Source organism: Peredibacter starrii (assembly GCF_034259205.1).
GTDB lineage: Bacteria > Bdellovibrionota > Bacteriovoracia > Bacteriovoracales > Bacteriovoracaceae > Peredibacter > Peredibacter starrii.
Map to the genome: position 1 here is coordinate 3,318,344 of NZ_CP139487.1, position 14,240 is coordinate 3,332,583.

At 42.3% G+C, this 14,240-nt stretch carries 13 protein-coding genes; 5 read left to right on the forward strand and 8 right to left on the reverse strand.

The genetic code is table 11. From position 1 onward, the window contains the following. Positions 1-74: 74 nt before the first annotated feature. The gene (locus SOO65_RS16560) at positions 75-365 is read left to right on the forward strand and encodes a DUF4242 domain-containing protein (protein ID WP_321392867.1); all 291 of its coding nucleotides are present in this window, start codon (positions 75-77) and stop codon (positions 363-365) included. On the opposite strand, the gene SOO65_RS16565 is transcribed toward SOO65_RS16560, so the two are convergent. From SOO65_RS16565 to SOO65_RS16575, 3 genes are all read right to left on the reverse strand, one after another. Beyond that, a complete protein-coding gene (locus SOO65_RS16565) occupies positions 362-1,030 on the reverse strand; it encodes a hypothetical protein (protein WP_321392869.1) in 669 nt (222 codons plus the stop codon). The genes SOO65_RS16560 and SOO65_RS16565 overlap by 4 nt on opposite strands. Continuing rightward, a complete protein-coding gene (locus SOO65_RS16570) occupies positions 1,027-3,075 on the reverse strand; it encodes a cyclic nucleotide-binding domain-containing protein (RefSeq protein ID WP_321392871.1) in 2,049 nt (682 codons plus the stop codon). The genes SOO65_RS16565 and SOO65_RS16570 overlap by 4 nt, the downstream gene beginning before the upstream one ends. Before the next feature lie 76 nt (positions 3,076-3,151). Continuing rightward, the gene (locus SOO65_RS16575) at positions 3,152-3,646 is read right to left on the reverse strand and encodes an SRPBCC family protein (protein ID WP_321392872.1); all 495 of its coding nucleotides are present in this window, start codon (positions 3,644-3,646) and stop codon (positions 3,152-3,154) included. A 142-nt stretch (positions 3,647-3,788) separates the two neighbouring features. On the opposite strand from SOO65_RS16575, the gene SOO65_RS16580 reads away from it, so the two are divergent. Together SOO65_RS16580 and SOO65_RS16585 are read left to right on the forward strand one after the other, a co-directional pair. Continuing rightward, positions 3,789-4,691, forward strand: coding sequence for an alpha/beta hydrolase (locus tag SOO65_RS16580; RefSeq protein WP_321392876.1), 903 nt, complete (start codon positions 3,789-3,791; stop codon positions 4,689-4,691). Positions 4,692-4,724: 33 nt separating this feature from the next. Beyond that, complete coding sequence (locus SOO65_RS16585) at positions 4,725-5,591, forward strand: bestrophin family protein (protein WP_321392878.1); 867 nt, start codon at positions 4,725-4,727, stop codon at positions 5,589-5,591. On the opposite strand, the gene SOO65_RS16590 is transcribed toward SOO65_RS16585, so the two are convergent. From SOO65_RS16590 to SOO65_RS16605, 4 genes are all read right to left on the reverse strand, one after another. Continuing rightward, positions 5,572-6,909, reverse strand: a complete 1,338-nt coding sequence (locus tag SOO65_RS16590; protein ID WP_321392882.1) for a chloride channel protein — start codon at positions 6,907-6,909, stop codon at positions 5,572-5,574. The genes SOO65_RS16585 and SOO65_RS16590 overlap by 20 nt on opposite strands. A gap of 93 nt (positions 6,910-7,002) precedes the next feature. Further along, positions 7,003-8,205, reverse strand: a complete 1,203-nt coding sequence (locus SOO65_RS16595) for a multidrug effflux MFS transporter (protein WP_321392885.1) — start codon at positions 8,203-8,205, stop codon at positions 7,003-7,005. A gap of 27 nt (positions 8,206-8,232) precedes the next feature. Next, positions 8,233-8,499 carry a hypothetical protein gene (locus SOO65_RS16600; protein ID WP_321392890.1) on the reverse strand — a complete coding sequence of 89 codons (267 nt, stop codon included), beginning with the start codon at positions 8,497-8,499 and terminating at the stop codon, positions 8,233-8,235. 142 nt (positions 8,500-8,641) lie between these two features. Beyond that, positions 8,642-9,550 carry a LysR family transcriptional regulator gene (locus SOO65_RS16605; protein ID WP_321392893.1) on the reverse strand — a complete coding sequence of 303 codons (909 nt, stop codon included), beginning with the start codon at positions 9,548-9,550 and terminating at the stop codon, positions 8,642-8,644. A 168-nt stretch (positions 9,551-9,718) separates the two neighbouring features. On the opposite strand from SOO65_RS16605, the gene SOO65_RS16610 reads away from it, so the two are divergent. Both SOO65_RS16610 and SOO65_RS16615 read left to right on the forward strand, forming a co-directional pair. After that, positions 9,719-10,597 (forward strand): NAD(P)/FAD-dependent oxidoreductase, encoded by an 879-nt coding sequence (locus SOO65_RS16610; protein ID WP_321392895.1) that lies wholly within the window; start codon positions 9,719-9,721, stop codon positions 10,595-10,597. A 32-nt stretch (positions 10,598-10,629) separates the two neighbouring features. Continuing rightward, positions 10,630-13,542, forward strand: a complete 2,913-nt coding sequence (locus SOO65_RS16615) for a response regulator (RefSeq protein WP_321392898.1) — start codon at positions 10,630-10,632, stop codon at positions 13,540-13,542. On the opposite strand, the gene SOO65_RS16620 is transcribed toward SOO65_RS16615, so the two are convergent. Continuing rightward, positions 13,535-14,236 (reverse strand): response regulator transcription factor, encoded by a 702-nt coding sequence (locus tag SOO65_RS16620; RefSeq protein ID WP_321392900.1) that lies wholly within the window; start codon positions 14,234-14,236, stop codon positions 13,535-13,537. The genes SOO65_RS16615 and SOO65_RS16620 overlap by 8 nt on opposite strands. Between the last annotated feature and the right edge of the window lie 4 nt (positions 14,237-14,240).

Here is a 14,240-nt window from a genome sequence, read left to right on the forward strand (position 1 = left end):
CTAAAGCTTTAACACCCTGGACTGCTGAAGAGCTTCCAGAGTGTTAGAATCAAATGGCAGCAAGGAGGAACTTTATGAAGAAGTTTCTAGTCGAGCGAAACATTCCGGATCTTGGAAAGAATTCCGAAGACGAATTTCAAAATCCTGATTCGCATGTCGAATGGAAAGAATCCATCGTCACCGCAGACAAAGTTTTTTGTGTCTATGAGGCGGAGAATGAAGAGGCCGTGAGAGTCCATGTTATGCAGGGTAATTTACCGGTAAATCGAATATCAGAGATTAAGACGGTACTCACTCCAGAATCCGAGCACATGCGCTTTAGAGTGCCGGATATTGAAAAGCCAATTGATCGATTATTGACTTAATAAGCTTGAGGTTCTTCGGACTGGGCCTGATCGTCTTGCGGCTGATCCTGATATTGATCTTGGTACGACTGATCATCCGCCGCTGGCTCACGCTGATCCTGTTCCAAATTTTCACCTTCAACCAGCGTTTCATCTCCTGTAGGGAACTGTTCTTCATTTGCATGAGTCTCAGGTCCTTCTTCTACTTCCACCACTTCTTGAATGATGACTTTCTTCTTTGCAGCTTGCGCCAGTTGTTTTTCTTCAGGATCTTCATATGGAATATCCGCAGCGATATCGTCCTTTGTATTATATTCCTGATCAGGACCCGCACTGAAAATCTTTACTGATCCGAAAACTCTTACGTACTGAAGCTTAAACGGCTCACCCCAGATATCCACGGCATGATCATGGGACTTATCTCCCTTAATTTCTCGAGCTAGAACTGAATACTGATTATGGAATCGGTCACGAATAAAGTCTGGAAGACGCTGAGGTTCTTTCACAAGTTTATTTGATCCATGAAGATCCACCACTACGAAGTTGGCAATCTGGGCCAGCTCATATTGAGTGAGGGCGACCTTCATCGTATCAATAAAAGGATTGATACGAGCTCCACCACCGAAAATACCACCGATGATAGTCAGAAGAGGAAGAAGTTTGAGGATGATTCTGATGAACTTCATGCCGCTTTCGCCTCCACCATACGGTGACGACCGACACTTTCAATGTACATCGCGAGTTCAATGTTCTCAGACAGGATTTTCCAGAACTTTTTATCTTCAATATAAAGAAAAAGACTTTCTTCAAGAGTGTTGACCGTGGCCGTTCTCGGAACATTGGCGATAAGCGCCACTTCGCCAAAGAAATCTCCCTGGCCCAACTCGGCGATCGTTTTGTCGTCTTTAACGATTTCAACCTTTCCTCGGATAAGGAGATAGAATGTTTTATCATTCTCTCCCTGATCTACTACACTATGGCCCTTCGGGAAGATGACCAGATCCCCAGCTTCAACAAAAAGATTCATGATCTCCGGCGGGAAATCTTTGAACATGTTAGCGGAAGAAACAAACTGCGAGATCTCAATTCTATTTCTCAGCTTTTCGTAATCCTGCTTAAACTGATCCATGGTCATGAGATCAGAGAAGATCTTTTCATGAAGCTCAAGATAAACAATTTCTTCGGCCGCCACCACATTGGCACTGCGTTTCTGTTGTCCCAGGATCGCCATCTCACCCAAAACGACATTTGATCCAAGGGTCACAATGTGTTTTGTTCTACCCGTTTTCTCGCGCACATTTACATTCACACTTCCGCGTACCAGGTAATAGACATGGCGACTTGAATCGCCTTGAAGAATTAAGGTATCACCTTTCTTCATGGTCTTTATTGAGGCTTTTTCCAATAAGAATGTGATGGCATCATCACCAAACTGATTGAAAAGCATGTTTTTCTTCAAGTTAGCATGGAGTTCATCAATTGAGAGATCTTGCGCCTTATAAATCTTTGAACTGCCCTTGAATTTCGAAAGTGGAACCATTAACGGCGAAAGGATATTTTTTACGAGAGTGTGAAAGAGATCAATCAAGAGATAGCCGGTAATGAACAATAAAGAAGCAAGCACAGCAACTGCTGAATATTTACTTAGATCTTGTCCCAATTGAATCTGATAAAAAAGACCCGGAAAACTTTTAAGGACAACTTCAAAACTAAATAGCGTGAAGCCCACTGCCCAACCAAGAGACAGGACTGAATACACAACGTAGCGAATTTCATCTGAAATTTTAGCACCAGTATCATTCAGAATGCCCGAGAGGGAACAATTCTTTAGATAAGGCATGATATTTTTTAATTGAGTATCGGCATAGAAAAAGTAGAACAACTTGGTGAGATCACTTCTGCGATATGGGTTCATCTCCATGAATGTCAGAAGTATTGAAACGATGGCCACATCATTAGCATAATTCTTTAGTCCCGGAATCAGAGTCAGAAGACAACATGATACTCCATAAAGTAATGAAGACATCACGCCATAGGCAACAATGACGGACTTTTTCGAATGAGAGTATATAGAGTTATCATTCACCCCTAAGGCAACTGCATAGGGGTAAAACCTTAAGTATGGCCCATAAAAAGAACCTACTGAGGTCAATAGAAGTGCACCTTGAAAAAGCGCCCTCATGCTCATTAGAAGAGATGAAATAAGAAAGACTCGGAGGATCGCCTCTTCATAGCCTAAATCGTTTTTTAGAAAACTCTCCAGGTTCAAAGACGTGAAGCACTCAAAGTTTGCAAAGGCCCCGAAGAGCACTGCCACCAGGCCAAAAAACAAATTATCATTTTTAAATGGAACTTTAACTCGTTTGAATAACTGCAATTCTAAAATTGTACGATTTAGGATTGAGGTCTTTTGCTCATGAGGACTTTTATCTTCCGGTAGGCCCTCAAAATGATTCCCTACCCCTTCAAGAAGTTTTGCTTCATTCAGAAGTTTGATGGTTGTGATTATGGAGTGAAAACTCACCTTCCCCTGTGAATGATAAAGAGCGGAAGAGATGTCTTTGATACTATGTTTACCATTGAGAAGTTCAAGAATTTCCTGGTTCTCTTTAGGAAGAACAACTTGAGATTTACTCTCAGAGTCCTCCACCACGATATTCTTCTCGCCTTCGTAAAGGCTACAAGGTTTAAGGACAGGGCGTATTTGGTCTAATTTTAAGGATTCGGCCATATGACTTTATCGTCATCTAGAAGGAGTAAGCTTACGACTTCATAACTGACCGAATCGGTACGTCCCTTAAATTAAATCAGCCTCTTACATCGGGCCACTGTTCAGATTCATCAACTCCACGCTGAAACCCAGCTTCCTTTCCGACGATGTCACTGAGATGATCCAGACTTTGTTGCCAGCCTTGCTCACATTCCACAGCGCCCTCTTCATCTTCAAATCCCCGCTGATAGAGACGGATTTCTGTGCCTCCAGGTTTGGAGAAAAACTCCACTCCACTCTCAAGGTTTTGGTAAAGAGTCTTACCATCCGGTCCTTTAATCTCTTCATCAAATTGAATAAGTTTTTTACCCGGGACCAATTCTTTAATATGACCAGTGCAAAGATATTGTCCGTCTTTTCCAGTGTGTTCATAGCGATATCTCCCATTCACCTTGGCATCAAACTCAGGAATTTTAAGCGTCATCCCTTCTGGATAGGCCCACTGCTCAATGAGATTCGGTTGCACAAAATAATTGAACAACGTCTCACTATCTATGGGAAAAAATTTTGTCATGTTCACTTCATTTGCCATAAAGGCCTCCGTGGTTAAAGGGCCATGTTAACGCTCACAACTCCAGAGGTAACGTGACGCTGAGGCTATTCTGATGGAAGGGGTTCACTTGGTTGAATTTAAGCCTTACAAGGCGGACCATTACCTCAATAAAGGAGCCCATATGGAAGCAACAACATCAAACTTAGGTTTTCGACATACTGGCTTCGATGCAGGTCAGTTCACTCGGGAAATTGATATTGAATCTCAGGACGGGCTGATGTTGCACGGCTGGCAGATTGAGCCTCAAGGTGGTCTTGCCCGTGGGAATATAGTGATTGTTCATGGAATGAAAGACTACTCTGAAAGATATCTCGATTTTGCGAGAGAACTCTCTCAAGCAGGTTATCAGGTTTTTGGAATGGATCTAAGGGGCCTTGGAAGATCAGGTGGAGATCGAAATTATTTTCCACATATCGAAGACACAGTAGAAGATCTCAATCGCGCTTTGAAGGCCTTCAAGCAGTTCGATAATAATCAACCCTGGATCATCTTTGGCCATAGTGCTGGTGGGAATATTGTGGCCCGCTATGCAATCGATCACCAGATTGCCATTGATGGTTTTATTTTAAGCGGCCCCTTCTTAAAACCCATGCCAGCATTGAATGAGTTTATCATTGGTGCTTTGAAAGCGGTGAATCTGGTTGCCCCTCATACCAACATGGTGGATTTACCGGACAAGGACTTTTCAAAAGATCCAAAAGTCGTACAGGACATGCTGAGTGATCCCTTAATAAATCACACTAAAATTCCGGCCCGGACGGGAGTGGAAATTCTCAATAACTGCAAATACATCGAGATGAACCGATCGGTAATATCCCTTCCTTTTCTTGTCATTCACGGAGAAAGTGATCTGGTGAATAACATTGAAGGCACAAAAGAATTTTTTGAAAGCACTAAAAACATTCCGGGAAAACAAATCAGGACCTATCCAGGTGTCTATCACGATCTATTGCATGAGCCAGAAAGAGAGCTTGTCGCGAGTGATATTATTTCCTGGATCAATAGTGTGAGTACCCGACACTAGACTTGCTTATAAAAAAGAGATTAAAATCTTTTCATGATTAATTATGATCCTCATCGTTGGATGGACCACTTTTTTGATATTCGTGGTTCATTAGTAAAAGAAATTCTCGGCCGAGTACTTCTGTGTACCACGTGGTCGGCGGGTGTTGTTTATTTCCATGTCTATATTCATCCCATTGCCATTCCATCCATCGTTCATACTTTGGTTGGTCTGGCACTGGGTCTTCTTCTGGTCTTTAGAACAAATGCTTCCTATGATCGATTCTGGGAAGGAAGAAAACTCTGGGGTGGCATTGTAAATGAAACCAGAAATCTAATCAGATCTTCGGAAGCATTCTTGATCAATGCTCCCGAAATCCGACATGAGATCGCCAGTTGGATGCTTGCATTCGTCTATGGTTCCATGAACGCTCTTCGCGATAAGAAAAGCTTTGGCCCGATTGAAAATCGTCTTCCGCCTGAGAAATTAAAGGCCGCCATGGAGGCCCCTCATCCAGCTTTATTCGCGGCCAAACAAATTAGCCTTCTTCTTCAAAAGGCCAAATCAGAAGGTCATATCACTGATTATGTTCAGGCGACCATCGATCAGAACGTGCAACTTCTTGTGGACTACATTGGAGGTTGTGAACGCATTCACAAAACGCCACTTCCCTTCGCCTATGTCGTGCACCTTCGTCGGGCCCTGGTGATTTATTGCTTCACTTTACCGTTTGCTTTGGTGGGTTCATTTGAATGGCCATGGGCCACAATACTCGACACCTTGTTCCTCGCTTACATTTTCTTTGGCATTGAAGAGATCGGTGTCGAGATTGAGGATCCGTTTGGAGAAGATGAGAACGATCTTCCCCTGGAAACAATTTGTGCTTCTATTGAAAAGAATACTATGGGGCTTCTTTCTTAACTGAGAAATATTCATTTGGAACGTGGACTCCACGTCGTACAATTTTCTCTGTCATAATGGTTTCTTTTAAGAAGAAAAGCGAAATCAAATATGCGGCACTATTTCCTAAAAGAAGTGGTGCCACTCCAAAATGAGTTCCCGTCACTTCTAAGGCAAAAATCGTTGAAGTCAGAACCGCTCTGGTGGCCCCCGAGAACATAGATGACATACAAACCAGTGCAGTTACTTCTGGAATAATCCCCGCGTCTGGAAAAATGAAATGCCCAACATAACTTAGAATGACTCCCAGACTACTTCCGAAAGTCAGAAGTGGTGCCAGGGTTCCTCCGGAAGTTCCACTTCCAAGTGAAATCGACCACGAGATAAACTTAAACACGAACAAGGTAATCGCTGGAATGAGTAACAGCTTTCCTTGCAGGGCATTTGTGATGTTCACATACCCCACCCCTAAACTACGTGGATCAATATAACCGATGATTCCGACCACTAGACCACCAATCATTGGCCACCACATCCAATGAATAGGAAGTTTCTCAAACACATCTTCAATGATGAAGACCAATTTAGAAACCACACATGCAACTGCGCCCGTCACCGCCCCTGCCATGAAATAGAAGAAAATATTTTTGCCGTTTACCACCTCAGTGAACTCTCCAATTGGGAATTCCGCGTGAGTGTGTCCGCTGGCAAGTCGAATGGCGAAGGCAGTAGAAACTGCAATTAAAACTGGTATGAAAGATTTCGCAGAGAACTCAAAGAGAAGAAGTTCAATACAAATAAAGACCGCCGCCAGCGGAGTTCCAAAGATGGCAGTCATCCCAGCGGCAGCGCCTACAGCGAGAAGAATTTTTCTCTCATACTCGGAGAAATAAAAATGTCTTCCAATCCATGAACCAAGCGAACTCCCGGTCGCAATAATTGGTCCCTCTGCACCGAACGGTCCACCGGATCCAATTGAGATCGCCGCCGATAAAGGTTTAAGTAAAGTCATACGACGAGGAATTTTACTTTCTTTTGTAAGAATATTTTCCATCACCTCTGGAATACCGTGACCTCGGATCGCCTTGCTTCCATAACGGGCCATAAGACCGACAATGAAACCACCAATCACTGGAATGAAAATATAGATCAGAGGAAATTGATGTTCACCTAATTCCACTCTATGGGTAGAGAGAGATTGAAACCAAAAAAGGTTTGTGAAGAAAGCAATGGCGAGTAATAAAACTTTTGCGACCACAGTTGCGAGAGCACCGATAAGCGCGGCTAACGAGCAGAGAATGATCAATTTCTTTCGATCAAATTCGATTTGTTTGTACATTGATTGTCCTTGGATTACGACGAAAGTAATGCAAGGACACAAAGGCGCCAATGGGCAGCGTATCGAAACGGTGCATCAACAAATGAAAAGAAATTAACCTTCGACGGTTCTTCCGACAATTCTCTTACTACCTAAGAATAAAATGAGAAGCGCCAGAGTAGAAGTTCCAACAAAGATTCCTCCGATGGGAGCGAGCTGTTGTGCCTTTAAAACACCTACCATCACTGAAGCAAGTGAGCCGATTGCCATTTGAAGGAAACCCAGCATGGCCGCCGCACTTCCCGCTTTTCTGGCGAAAGGGGCCATGGCCAGTGCTGCAGCATTAGGATTTGATAAACCAATTGATGATAGATAAATGAACATGGTGATCACTACGCCATAAACATTATACCAATCGTTATAAGCGCAGATAAAAAAAGTAGATGCAGTCAAAGTAAGTAAACAAAGTGCACCTAATAAAATTTGTTCATTGGAATATTTTTTCAGAAGAACTACGTTAAGCTGACTCGTGCCAACCATCCCCATGGCCACGAAAGCGAAAATCCAGCCGTAGACCTGTTCGCTGACTTTGAAGACTTCCATAAAAATTGTGGGAGAAGCAGCAAGATAAACAAAGAGACCTGAAAAACCAACTGCTCCAGCAATCGCATATGTATAGAATTGAGGCTCTCGAAGAATCGATAGATAGTTTTTGAGAATGGGAAGTGGTTGAAGAACATGTGTCTCATCAGCGTGATGACTCTCCGGCAGAAACTTCGTCACAATGAAAAGCAGAAGACTTGAGCCAATGGCTAGCGCCACGAAGACAGATTGCCATCCAAAGTAGACCGACAAATAACCACCAACAGTAGGTGCTAAGAGTGGCGAAACTCCCAGAATGAGAATTAAAAGCGATAGAACCTTGGCACTCTCTCTTGGCTCAAAGAGATCGCGAACCATTGCAAAAGCACCTACACTCGCCGCACATCCACCAACTGCTTGAATCACGCGAATGACAATCAAAGCTTCAATCGATTTAGCAAAGGCACAGGTAATGGAGGCCAGGATATAAATGAGAAGACCAATAATCAGCGGTTTCTTTCTTCCAAAACGGTCCATCAATGGGCCATAAAATAATTGTCCGGAAGCAAGGCCAATAAAATAACTCGAAAGCGTGATCGAAACTTGCGCCACGTCGGTTTGAAAGTACTCTGCCATCAAAGGAAAAGCAGATAAATACATATCAATCGAAAAGGGAGATAAAGCGGTCAAAAAACCTAAAATGAGAATGAGTGAGCGACGTTGAGAATTATTCATCCAAAGAGTGTAGTGAAACTCATCAGGTCATTCAACGATTTTACACTTCTTGGGATCCTTACTGTAATAAGAACAAACCGCCAGGGCCTTGGAACAAGCGGCATCAGTTGTGAAGGCGGTATAGTACTTATCGTGTCTGGAAGTTTCGGTGAAATCAGTGGCACGACATTTCTGCATGCTATTTAGCCAAATGATGGAGCCAAAAATCACAAAAACGAATACGGCCGGGATGATGGCATGCCGACTTAAATTGAACTTTGTCTGGTATTTGGGAATCAAGGGGTTTTTAGACATAGATTTACCATCAAATGAATGGCGACCCTACCATTGAAATACTCCTGCCTGATCGACAGAACCCGCTTAATTCAAGTGTAAGCGCAGACCAAATCTGAGTCAAATGAGATATATTTAATCTATATTCAAGTTGGTCCGTCAACTATGCTAAATGATAGTCCATCTCTGAAGAGGGTACCGAGGTTTGTTCCTCTAAGAAGTTAAGAAACATCTGGAGTGGGAGTGACTTATTCTCCCGGGCCCAGTTAGCGAATATTTTTAATCGCGGCGAATATTCAGCGAATGGTACGAAGATCGCTCCTTCCCTTGTATGCATCATACTCCTCGATGTAATCAGAAGTCCTTTCCCGTGAGTCACAAGTGTGGGACAACTCTCTTTGCGCTTTTTATAGTAGACCTTGGGATGCACATCTTTGGATTTCAAATACTCTAAGAACTCAGACTGAAATCCCAGGTTCTCATGCTTACCGTGAAAAATGAGGGTCTCACCTTCTAAATCCTGAGGGCGAATGGTCTTCTTTTTGGCCAGTGGATTATGGATGGGAACAAGAACACCAATCTCATGGGTCTGAACCGCCATTTTTTCAATAGCAGAATCTTTAAAATCATTTACTCCAAAGGCAATATCCACCTTACCGGACTTTAAAAATCGTTCGAGTGAACTTAATGTGTGCTCCTCAATTTCTATCTCGACTTTAGGAAACTGTTCTTTAAATGAACTTATGATTCGAGGGATATTTGAATGAAATGCTGAATGAGTGAAACTAAAATGAAGTTTTTTCTCTTTCATCTTTGGCAAGGAGCGAACTTCCATCTCCATCTTTTCCATTTGAGAAAGAAGATCTTTCCCTTTTTTTAATAAGTGAAGTCCCGCACCGGTTAACTCAACTTGTCTGGTTGATCGATTGAAGAGTTTTACTCCTAAATCATATTCCATCTGATTGATAAGCCGACTAAGTGGCGGTTGACTCATATTAAGTCTCTCAGCAGCCTTTCTGAAATTAAGCTCTTCGGCCAGGATCACAAATGCTTTCAACTCTCTAGATTCCATTGATACCCCTGAGGTATCAATAGTGATACCTACTTTGAAATTATCATACAACATTCTTACGATTAAGATAAGCGTATGAAGAAAGCTCTGTCCCGAAGAAAGATGATGCAGTTAAGTACCTTATTTCTTTTTGGATGCAGTTTCTCACTCAGGAAAAAGGACGAATATATGAAAGAGATATTTGATGTTGTCATCGTTGGCGGTGGTCCGGCCGGATTAAGCGCGGCCCTGACATTGGGCCGTGGAAATAGATCGGTCCTCATTCTGGATGAAGGAAAAGGTAGAAACGCTCCTGCCTCACATATGATGAACTTTCCTTCCCGGGATGGAACTCCTCCGATGGAATTTCGAGAACTCATTAAGAGGGATTTGAGAAAATATTCTAATGTTCAAATTGCATCGTTAGGGGTCAAATCAATTGTCAGAGAAGAGCATCATTTCTTGATCAATGAGGAGATCAAGGCGAGAAAGATTCTTCTTGCTCATGGAGTAAAAGATATTCTGCTTCCACTTCCGGGGTTCTCAGAACTATGGGGGAAATCTATTTTCCATTGCCCTTACTGCCATGGGTATGAGCATCTGAAGGAACCTATTGGTATTATCGGTGACAATAAAACTGCTCTTCATTACGCGATCCTGGTAAAGTCACTGACTGATAATTTAATTGTCTTCTCTAACGGAGCAGAAGTTGATCCAGCTCCTTTCGAAAAAAATGGAATCAAAGTTTACTCCTCCCCCATCGATTCCCTTATTCACCAAGGTGATAGACTTATTGCAGTGAAACTAATGAGTGGCGAAACAATTGAAAGGAGCTACCTCTTTTACCGACCTGAGCAAAAACTCACGTCAGACCTTGGAACCAAGCTGGGATGTGAATTAAATGAACACGGCCTATATAAGGTTCAGGACAGTGGAGAAACAACCGTTAAAGGAATTTATGCGGCCGGTGATATCACTGAACTTAGACAATCTGTATTAATGGCCACAGCGTCAGGACAAAAAGCGGCAGCGCACATTAATTTCGAAATCTTGCACGAAAGGTTTTAAATGATAAAGTCATGGGCGGAGGCCCATGACTGATGATCAAACAAAATCAAGTATCAGACCTAAGCTTCAAAAAACTTACTATTTCCTCCATCATTGCCGTGACCCTTCTATTCGGCATAACTATCTTCATTTATCTTAAAGTTAAACAAACTGAAACGAGTAATAGATGGATCCAGCATACCCTTGAAGTTCTGGCCAAACTTGAAGAAGTAAAAGGTATTGTCTACAAGGCCGAAAACTCCTACCGCCAACAGAACAAAGATTTCTTTAAGCTTACGGCAGAGTCAAAAATACACATTCAAAAAGTTTCTGAACTTGTGAGAGACAACAGGCCCCAATCCAGAAATTTGGATGCGGCAGAAAAAAAGCTTGATGAACTGTTCGATTACTATGCTGATAAAACTGAATCGGCCGGAGCAAATCGCCAGGAGGAAGGGAAACTATTATATGAAGTTGAACAAAGTATTCAAAAAGTAAAAGACCAGGAAGAGAAATTACTTCAGGAAAGACTGGCCGCAGTCAATCAAGTCAGTGAATCAACCAGTAATGGAATTATATTTGGAAGTTTTCTTTCTCTTTTTATCATTCTGATTTTTATTGTGCTTACCTTCCGCGAATATGCGCTTGGTAAATCGATATTGCACCAATTAGATCAAAACATGCAGGTACAAAAGGCCATTGTGGATGCAACCGCATTCGCGGTGATCGCGGTCAATAAAGATGGACACGTTAAGCGTTTCAACCCCGCGGCGGAAAAAATGTTGGGCTATTCTGCACAAGAGGCCATTGGAAAAAGTCCCTCTATTTTTCATCGGCCGGAGGAAATAGCACAATATACAAATGAACTCTTTGAAGAATATAAGGAGAGGGTCCCTGTTGGTTTTGAGGCCTTTAGATATAAAGCGGATAAAAGAATCACCTCAAGTAGAAACTGGACCTTCGTGAGAAAAGATGGCTCTACACTTCCAGTCAATCTGACTATTTCTCCACTGGTAGGATTCAACGGCGAAATCAGTGGTTATATGGGCATTGCTTATGATCTTACGAAGCAGAATGAATTTGAAAATGCCCTCATCACCGCCAAGGAAGAGGCCATTGCGAGGACCCAGGAAAAATCGGACTTCCTGGCCAACATGAGCCACGAAATCAGAACTCCTATGAATGCGATCATGGGTATGGCCGAACTTTTAAAAGAAACCGAACTGACTCTCGAACAGCAAAAGTATGTTTCAATCTTTCAAAGTGCTGGTAATAGTCTTCTAAACATCATCAACGACATTCTGGATCTTTCAAAAATTGAATCGGGTAATCTTGAATTAGAGGAGCAGCCTTTCAAATTCAGTACGATGGTGGCAAATGCGGCCGAAATCATGGCGCTTAAGGCCCATCAAAAACATCTGGAACTTGCGATTGATCTGGAAGATGACATGTATGACTACTATCTAGGAGATGAAAATCGCCTAAGACAGGTTCTACTGAATCTTTTGGGCAACGCCATCAAGTTTACACGTAAGGGTGAGATTCTTTTGAAGATTCATACGACCGACGGCTCCTCGCCCGCAACTAAAAAAATTATTATCGAAGTCCAGGATACAGGAATTGGAATGTCCGATGGACAAGTTCGAAATCTCTTCCAACGATATGTTCAGGGAAGCACTTCCATTTCAAAAGAGTTTGGAGGTTCGGGGCTTGGCTTAAATATTACAAAAAAGTTATTGGCCCTCATGAATGGAGAAATTGAGGTCCATAGTACTTTGGGGGTAGGTTCTAGTTTCAAGGCCACCCTGGAACTTAAAATGGCCGAAGGTTTTCAAAAAGATGAGAAGAAAAAACATCTCAAGGGTCTTAAATTCCTGATCGTTGATGACACTAAGATCAATCGTCTTATCATGAAGAAAATCCTGGAAAAGACCGGGGCGATTACAGAAGAGGCAGATAATGGGAAAAATGCCCTAAAAAAATATGAAGAAACTAAAACCAGGAAGCTGACTAATTACGACATGATTCTCTTAGATTGTCACATGCCAGATTTGAATGGATTCGAGGTCGCTAAAACAATTAAAGAAGAAGACCCCAAAGGTGCCCCTGAAATTCTCATGCTCACATCAGATAATCGCCCCGGAGATTTAGCGAAGGCCAAGGATTTAAAGCTTCATGCACCAATCATAAAGCCAATCATGAAACATGAACTACTTGCCACAATTTATAAGGTTTTAAGTCGGCCCCAGGATAATACAAAAGATGGAGACGTCATCCCAACGAAGGAAGATGTTCTTCGCGGTCTGAGAATTATGCTGGTCGATGATAATGACGAGAACCGTTTTGTCATTAGGGCCTTTTTGAAAGACAAGGAAAGTACTATTGATGAAGCTAAGAATGGGCGTGAGGCAATTAACCTGTTCCTGGCCGGAACTTATGATTTAGTCATTATGGACATGCACATGCCCATCATGGATGGATATGCGGCGACCCGAGAACTGAGAAAGATTGAGACCGAGAACAATTATGCCTTTGTTCCGATTCTCGCCCTTTCCGCCTATGCATTCAAAGAAGAAATCTATAAAAGCATTGATGCCGGGGCCAATGGTTACCTGGTGAAACCAGTATCTAAGATCAAACTACTTCAAAAGATAAAAGAGCTCACTAACCCGATTGAAGTTGTGATCCATGGAGAAATCAAGGACCTGATTCCGGAATTTTTGAATTCCCGTCAGGTAGAACTGACAAAGCTGTATCTCGCCCACTCCAACCAGGACTATGTTTATATGGAAGAAACAGGTCATAAACTAAAAGGGACCGCAGGCTCATATGGGTTTGAACGTCTGAGCCAGATTGGAAAAGACATTGAGGAATGCGCGAAATCAAGAAATGATCACTATCTTTCACTCGCCTTATCTGACTATCGTATTTTCTTAAAGCTCGTTCAAGTCGTTTATACTAGCTGATCTTGTCCAGATTGAAGGAATAGCCCACGCCTCGGATTGATGAGATCGTATCTCCCACAGCGCCAAGCTTTTTTCTGAGAGAGCTAATATGCATATCAATGGTGCGGCTTTGAACATCAGAACTAATATTCCAAACCTCTTTTAATAGCTCTTCTCTGGTATAGGTTTTTTTTGGATTGTTAACTAGTTTGAGGAGAAGTTTATACTCCTTTAAAGTGAGAAGAATAGGTTCTTCGGTGTGATCGAAAGTCAGCTTTACTTCCATTTTTGATTCATCAATCACAAAAGGTCCCACACGCTTCACGACATGATTATGCCCGGTGCGAAAGCGATTAATATACTTTTCCATTTGCGACTTAAAGGCCTCAGGACGCAATGGTTTTCGGATGAATTCAAAGACATTAAGTTTATGCGATCGAACTTCATCGGCCTCATTTTCAGAGGCGGTAATGATGATGATAGAAGGGATGAATGGAAACTCTCGATCTTTTAATGACTCTAAAAACTCAAACCCTGATTCCCCCTCAAGTCTTAGGTCAACCAGGATAATATGGAAGGTGTTTCGGTTTAAAAGATCCAGGGCCCCACTCATGTTATGGGCCTGACTTACCTCGATATTTTCCGGAAGAATCTTCATGACCAAAGATTGCATAGAGGGATCGTCTTCAAGATAAAGTGCTTTAAACTTATCCATGTAT

Excerpts from the sequence above, each read along its gene's own strand:
- SOO65_RS16560 (WP_321392867.1), top strand. The coding sequence starts at position 75 with ATGAAGAAGTTTCTAGTCGAGCGAAACATTCCGGATCTTGGAAAGAAT.
- SOO65_RS16565 (WP_321392869.1), bottom strand. The coding sequence starts at position 1,030 with ATGAAGTTCATCAGAATCATCCTCAAACTTCTTCCTCTTCTGACTATC.
- SOO65_RS16570 (WP_321392871.1), bottom strand. The coding sequence starts at position 3,075 with ATGGCCGAATCCTTAAAATTAGACCAAATACGCCCTGTCCTTAAACCT.
- SOO65_RS16575 (WP_321392872.1), bottom strand. The coding sequence starts at position 3,646 with ATGGCAAATGAAGTGAACATGACAAAATTTTTTCCCATAGATAGTGAG.
- SOO65_RS16580 (WP_321392876.1), top strand. The coding sequence starts at position 3,789 with ATGGAAGCAACAACATCAAACTTAGGTTTTCGACATACTGGCTTCGAT.
- SOO65_RS16585 (WP_321392878.1), top strand. The coding sequence starts at position 4,725 with ATGATTAATTATGATCCTCATCGTTGGATGGACCACTTTTTTGATATT.
- SOO65_RS16590 (WP_321392882.1), bottom strand. The coding sequence starts at position 6,909 with ATGTACAAACAAATCGAATTTGATCGAAAGAAATTGATCATTCTCTGC.
- SOO65_RS16595 (WP_321392885.1), bottom strand. The coding sequence starts at position 8,205 with ATGAATAATTCTCAACGTCGCTCACTCATTCTCATTTTAGGTTTTTTG.
- SOO65_RS16600 (WP_321392890.1), bottom strand. The coding sequence starts at position 8,499 with ATGTCTAAAAACCCCTTGATTCCCAAATACCAGACAAAGTTCAATTTA.
- SOO65_RS16605 (WP_321392893.1), bottom strand. The coding sequence starts at position 9,550 with ATGGAATCTAGAGAGTTGAAAGCATTTGTGATCCTGGCCGAAGAGCTT.
- SOO65_RS16610 (WP_321392895.1), top strand. The coding sequence starts at position 9,719 with ATGAAAGAGATATTTGATGTTGTCATCGTTGGCGGTGGTCCGGCCGGA.
- SOO65_RS16615 (WP_321392898.1), top strand. The coding sequence starts at position 10,630 with ATGATCAAACAAAATCAAGTATCAGACCTAAGCTTCAAAAAACTTACT.
- SOO65_RS16620 (WP_321392900.1), bottom strand. The coding sequence starts at position 14,236 with ATGGATAAGTTTAAAGCACTTTATCTTGAAGACGATCCCTCTATGCAA.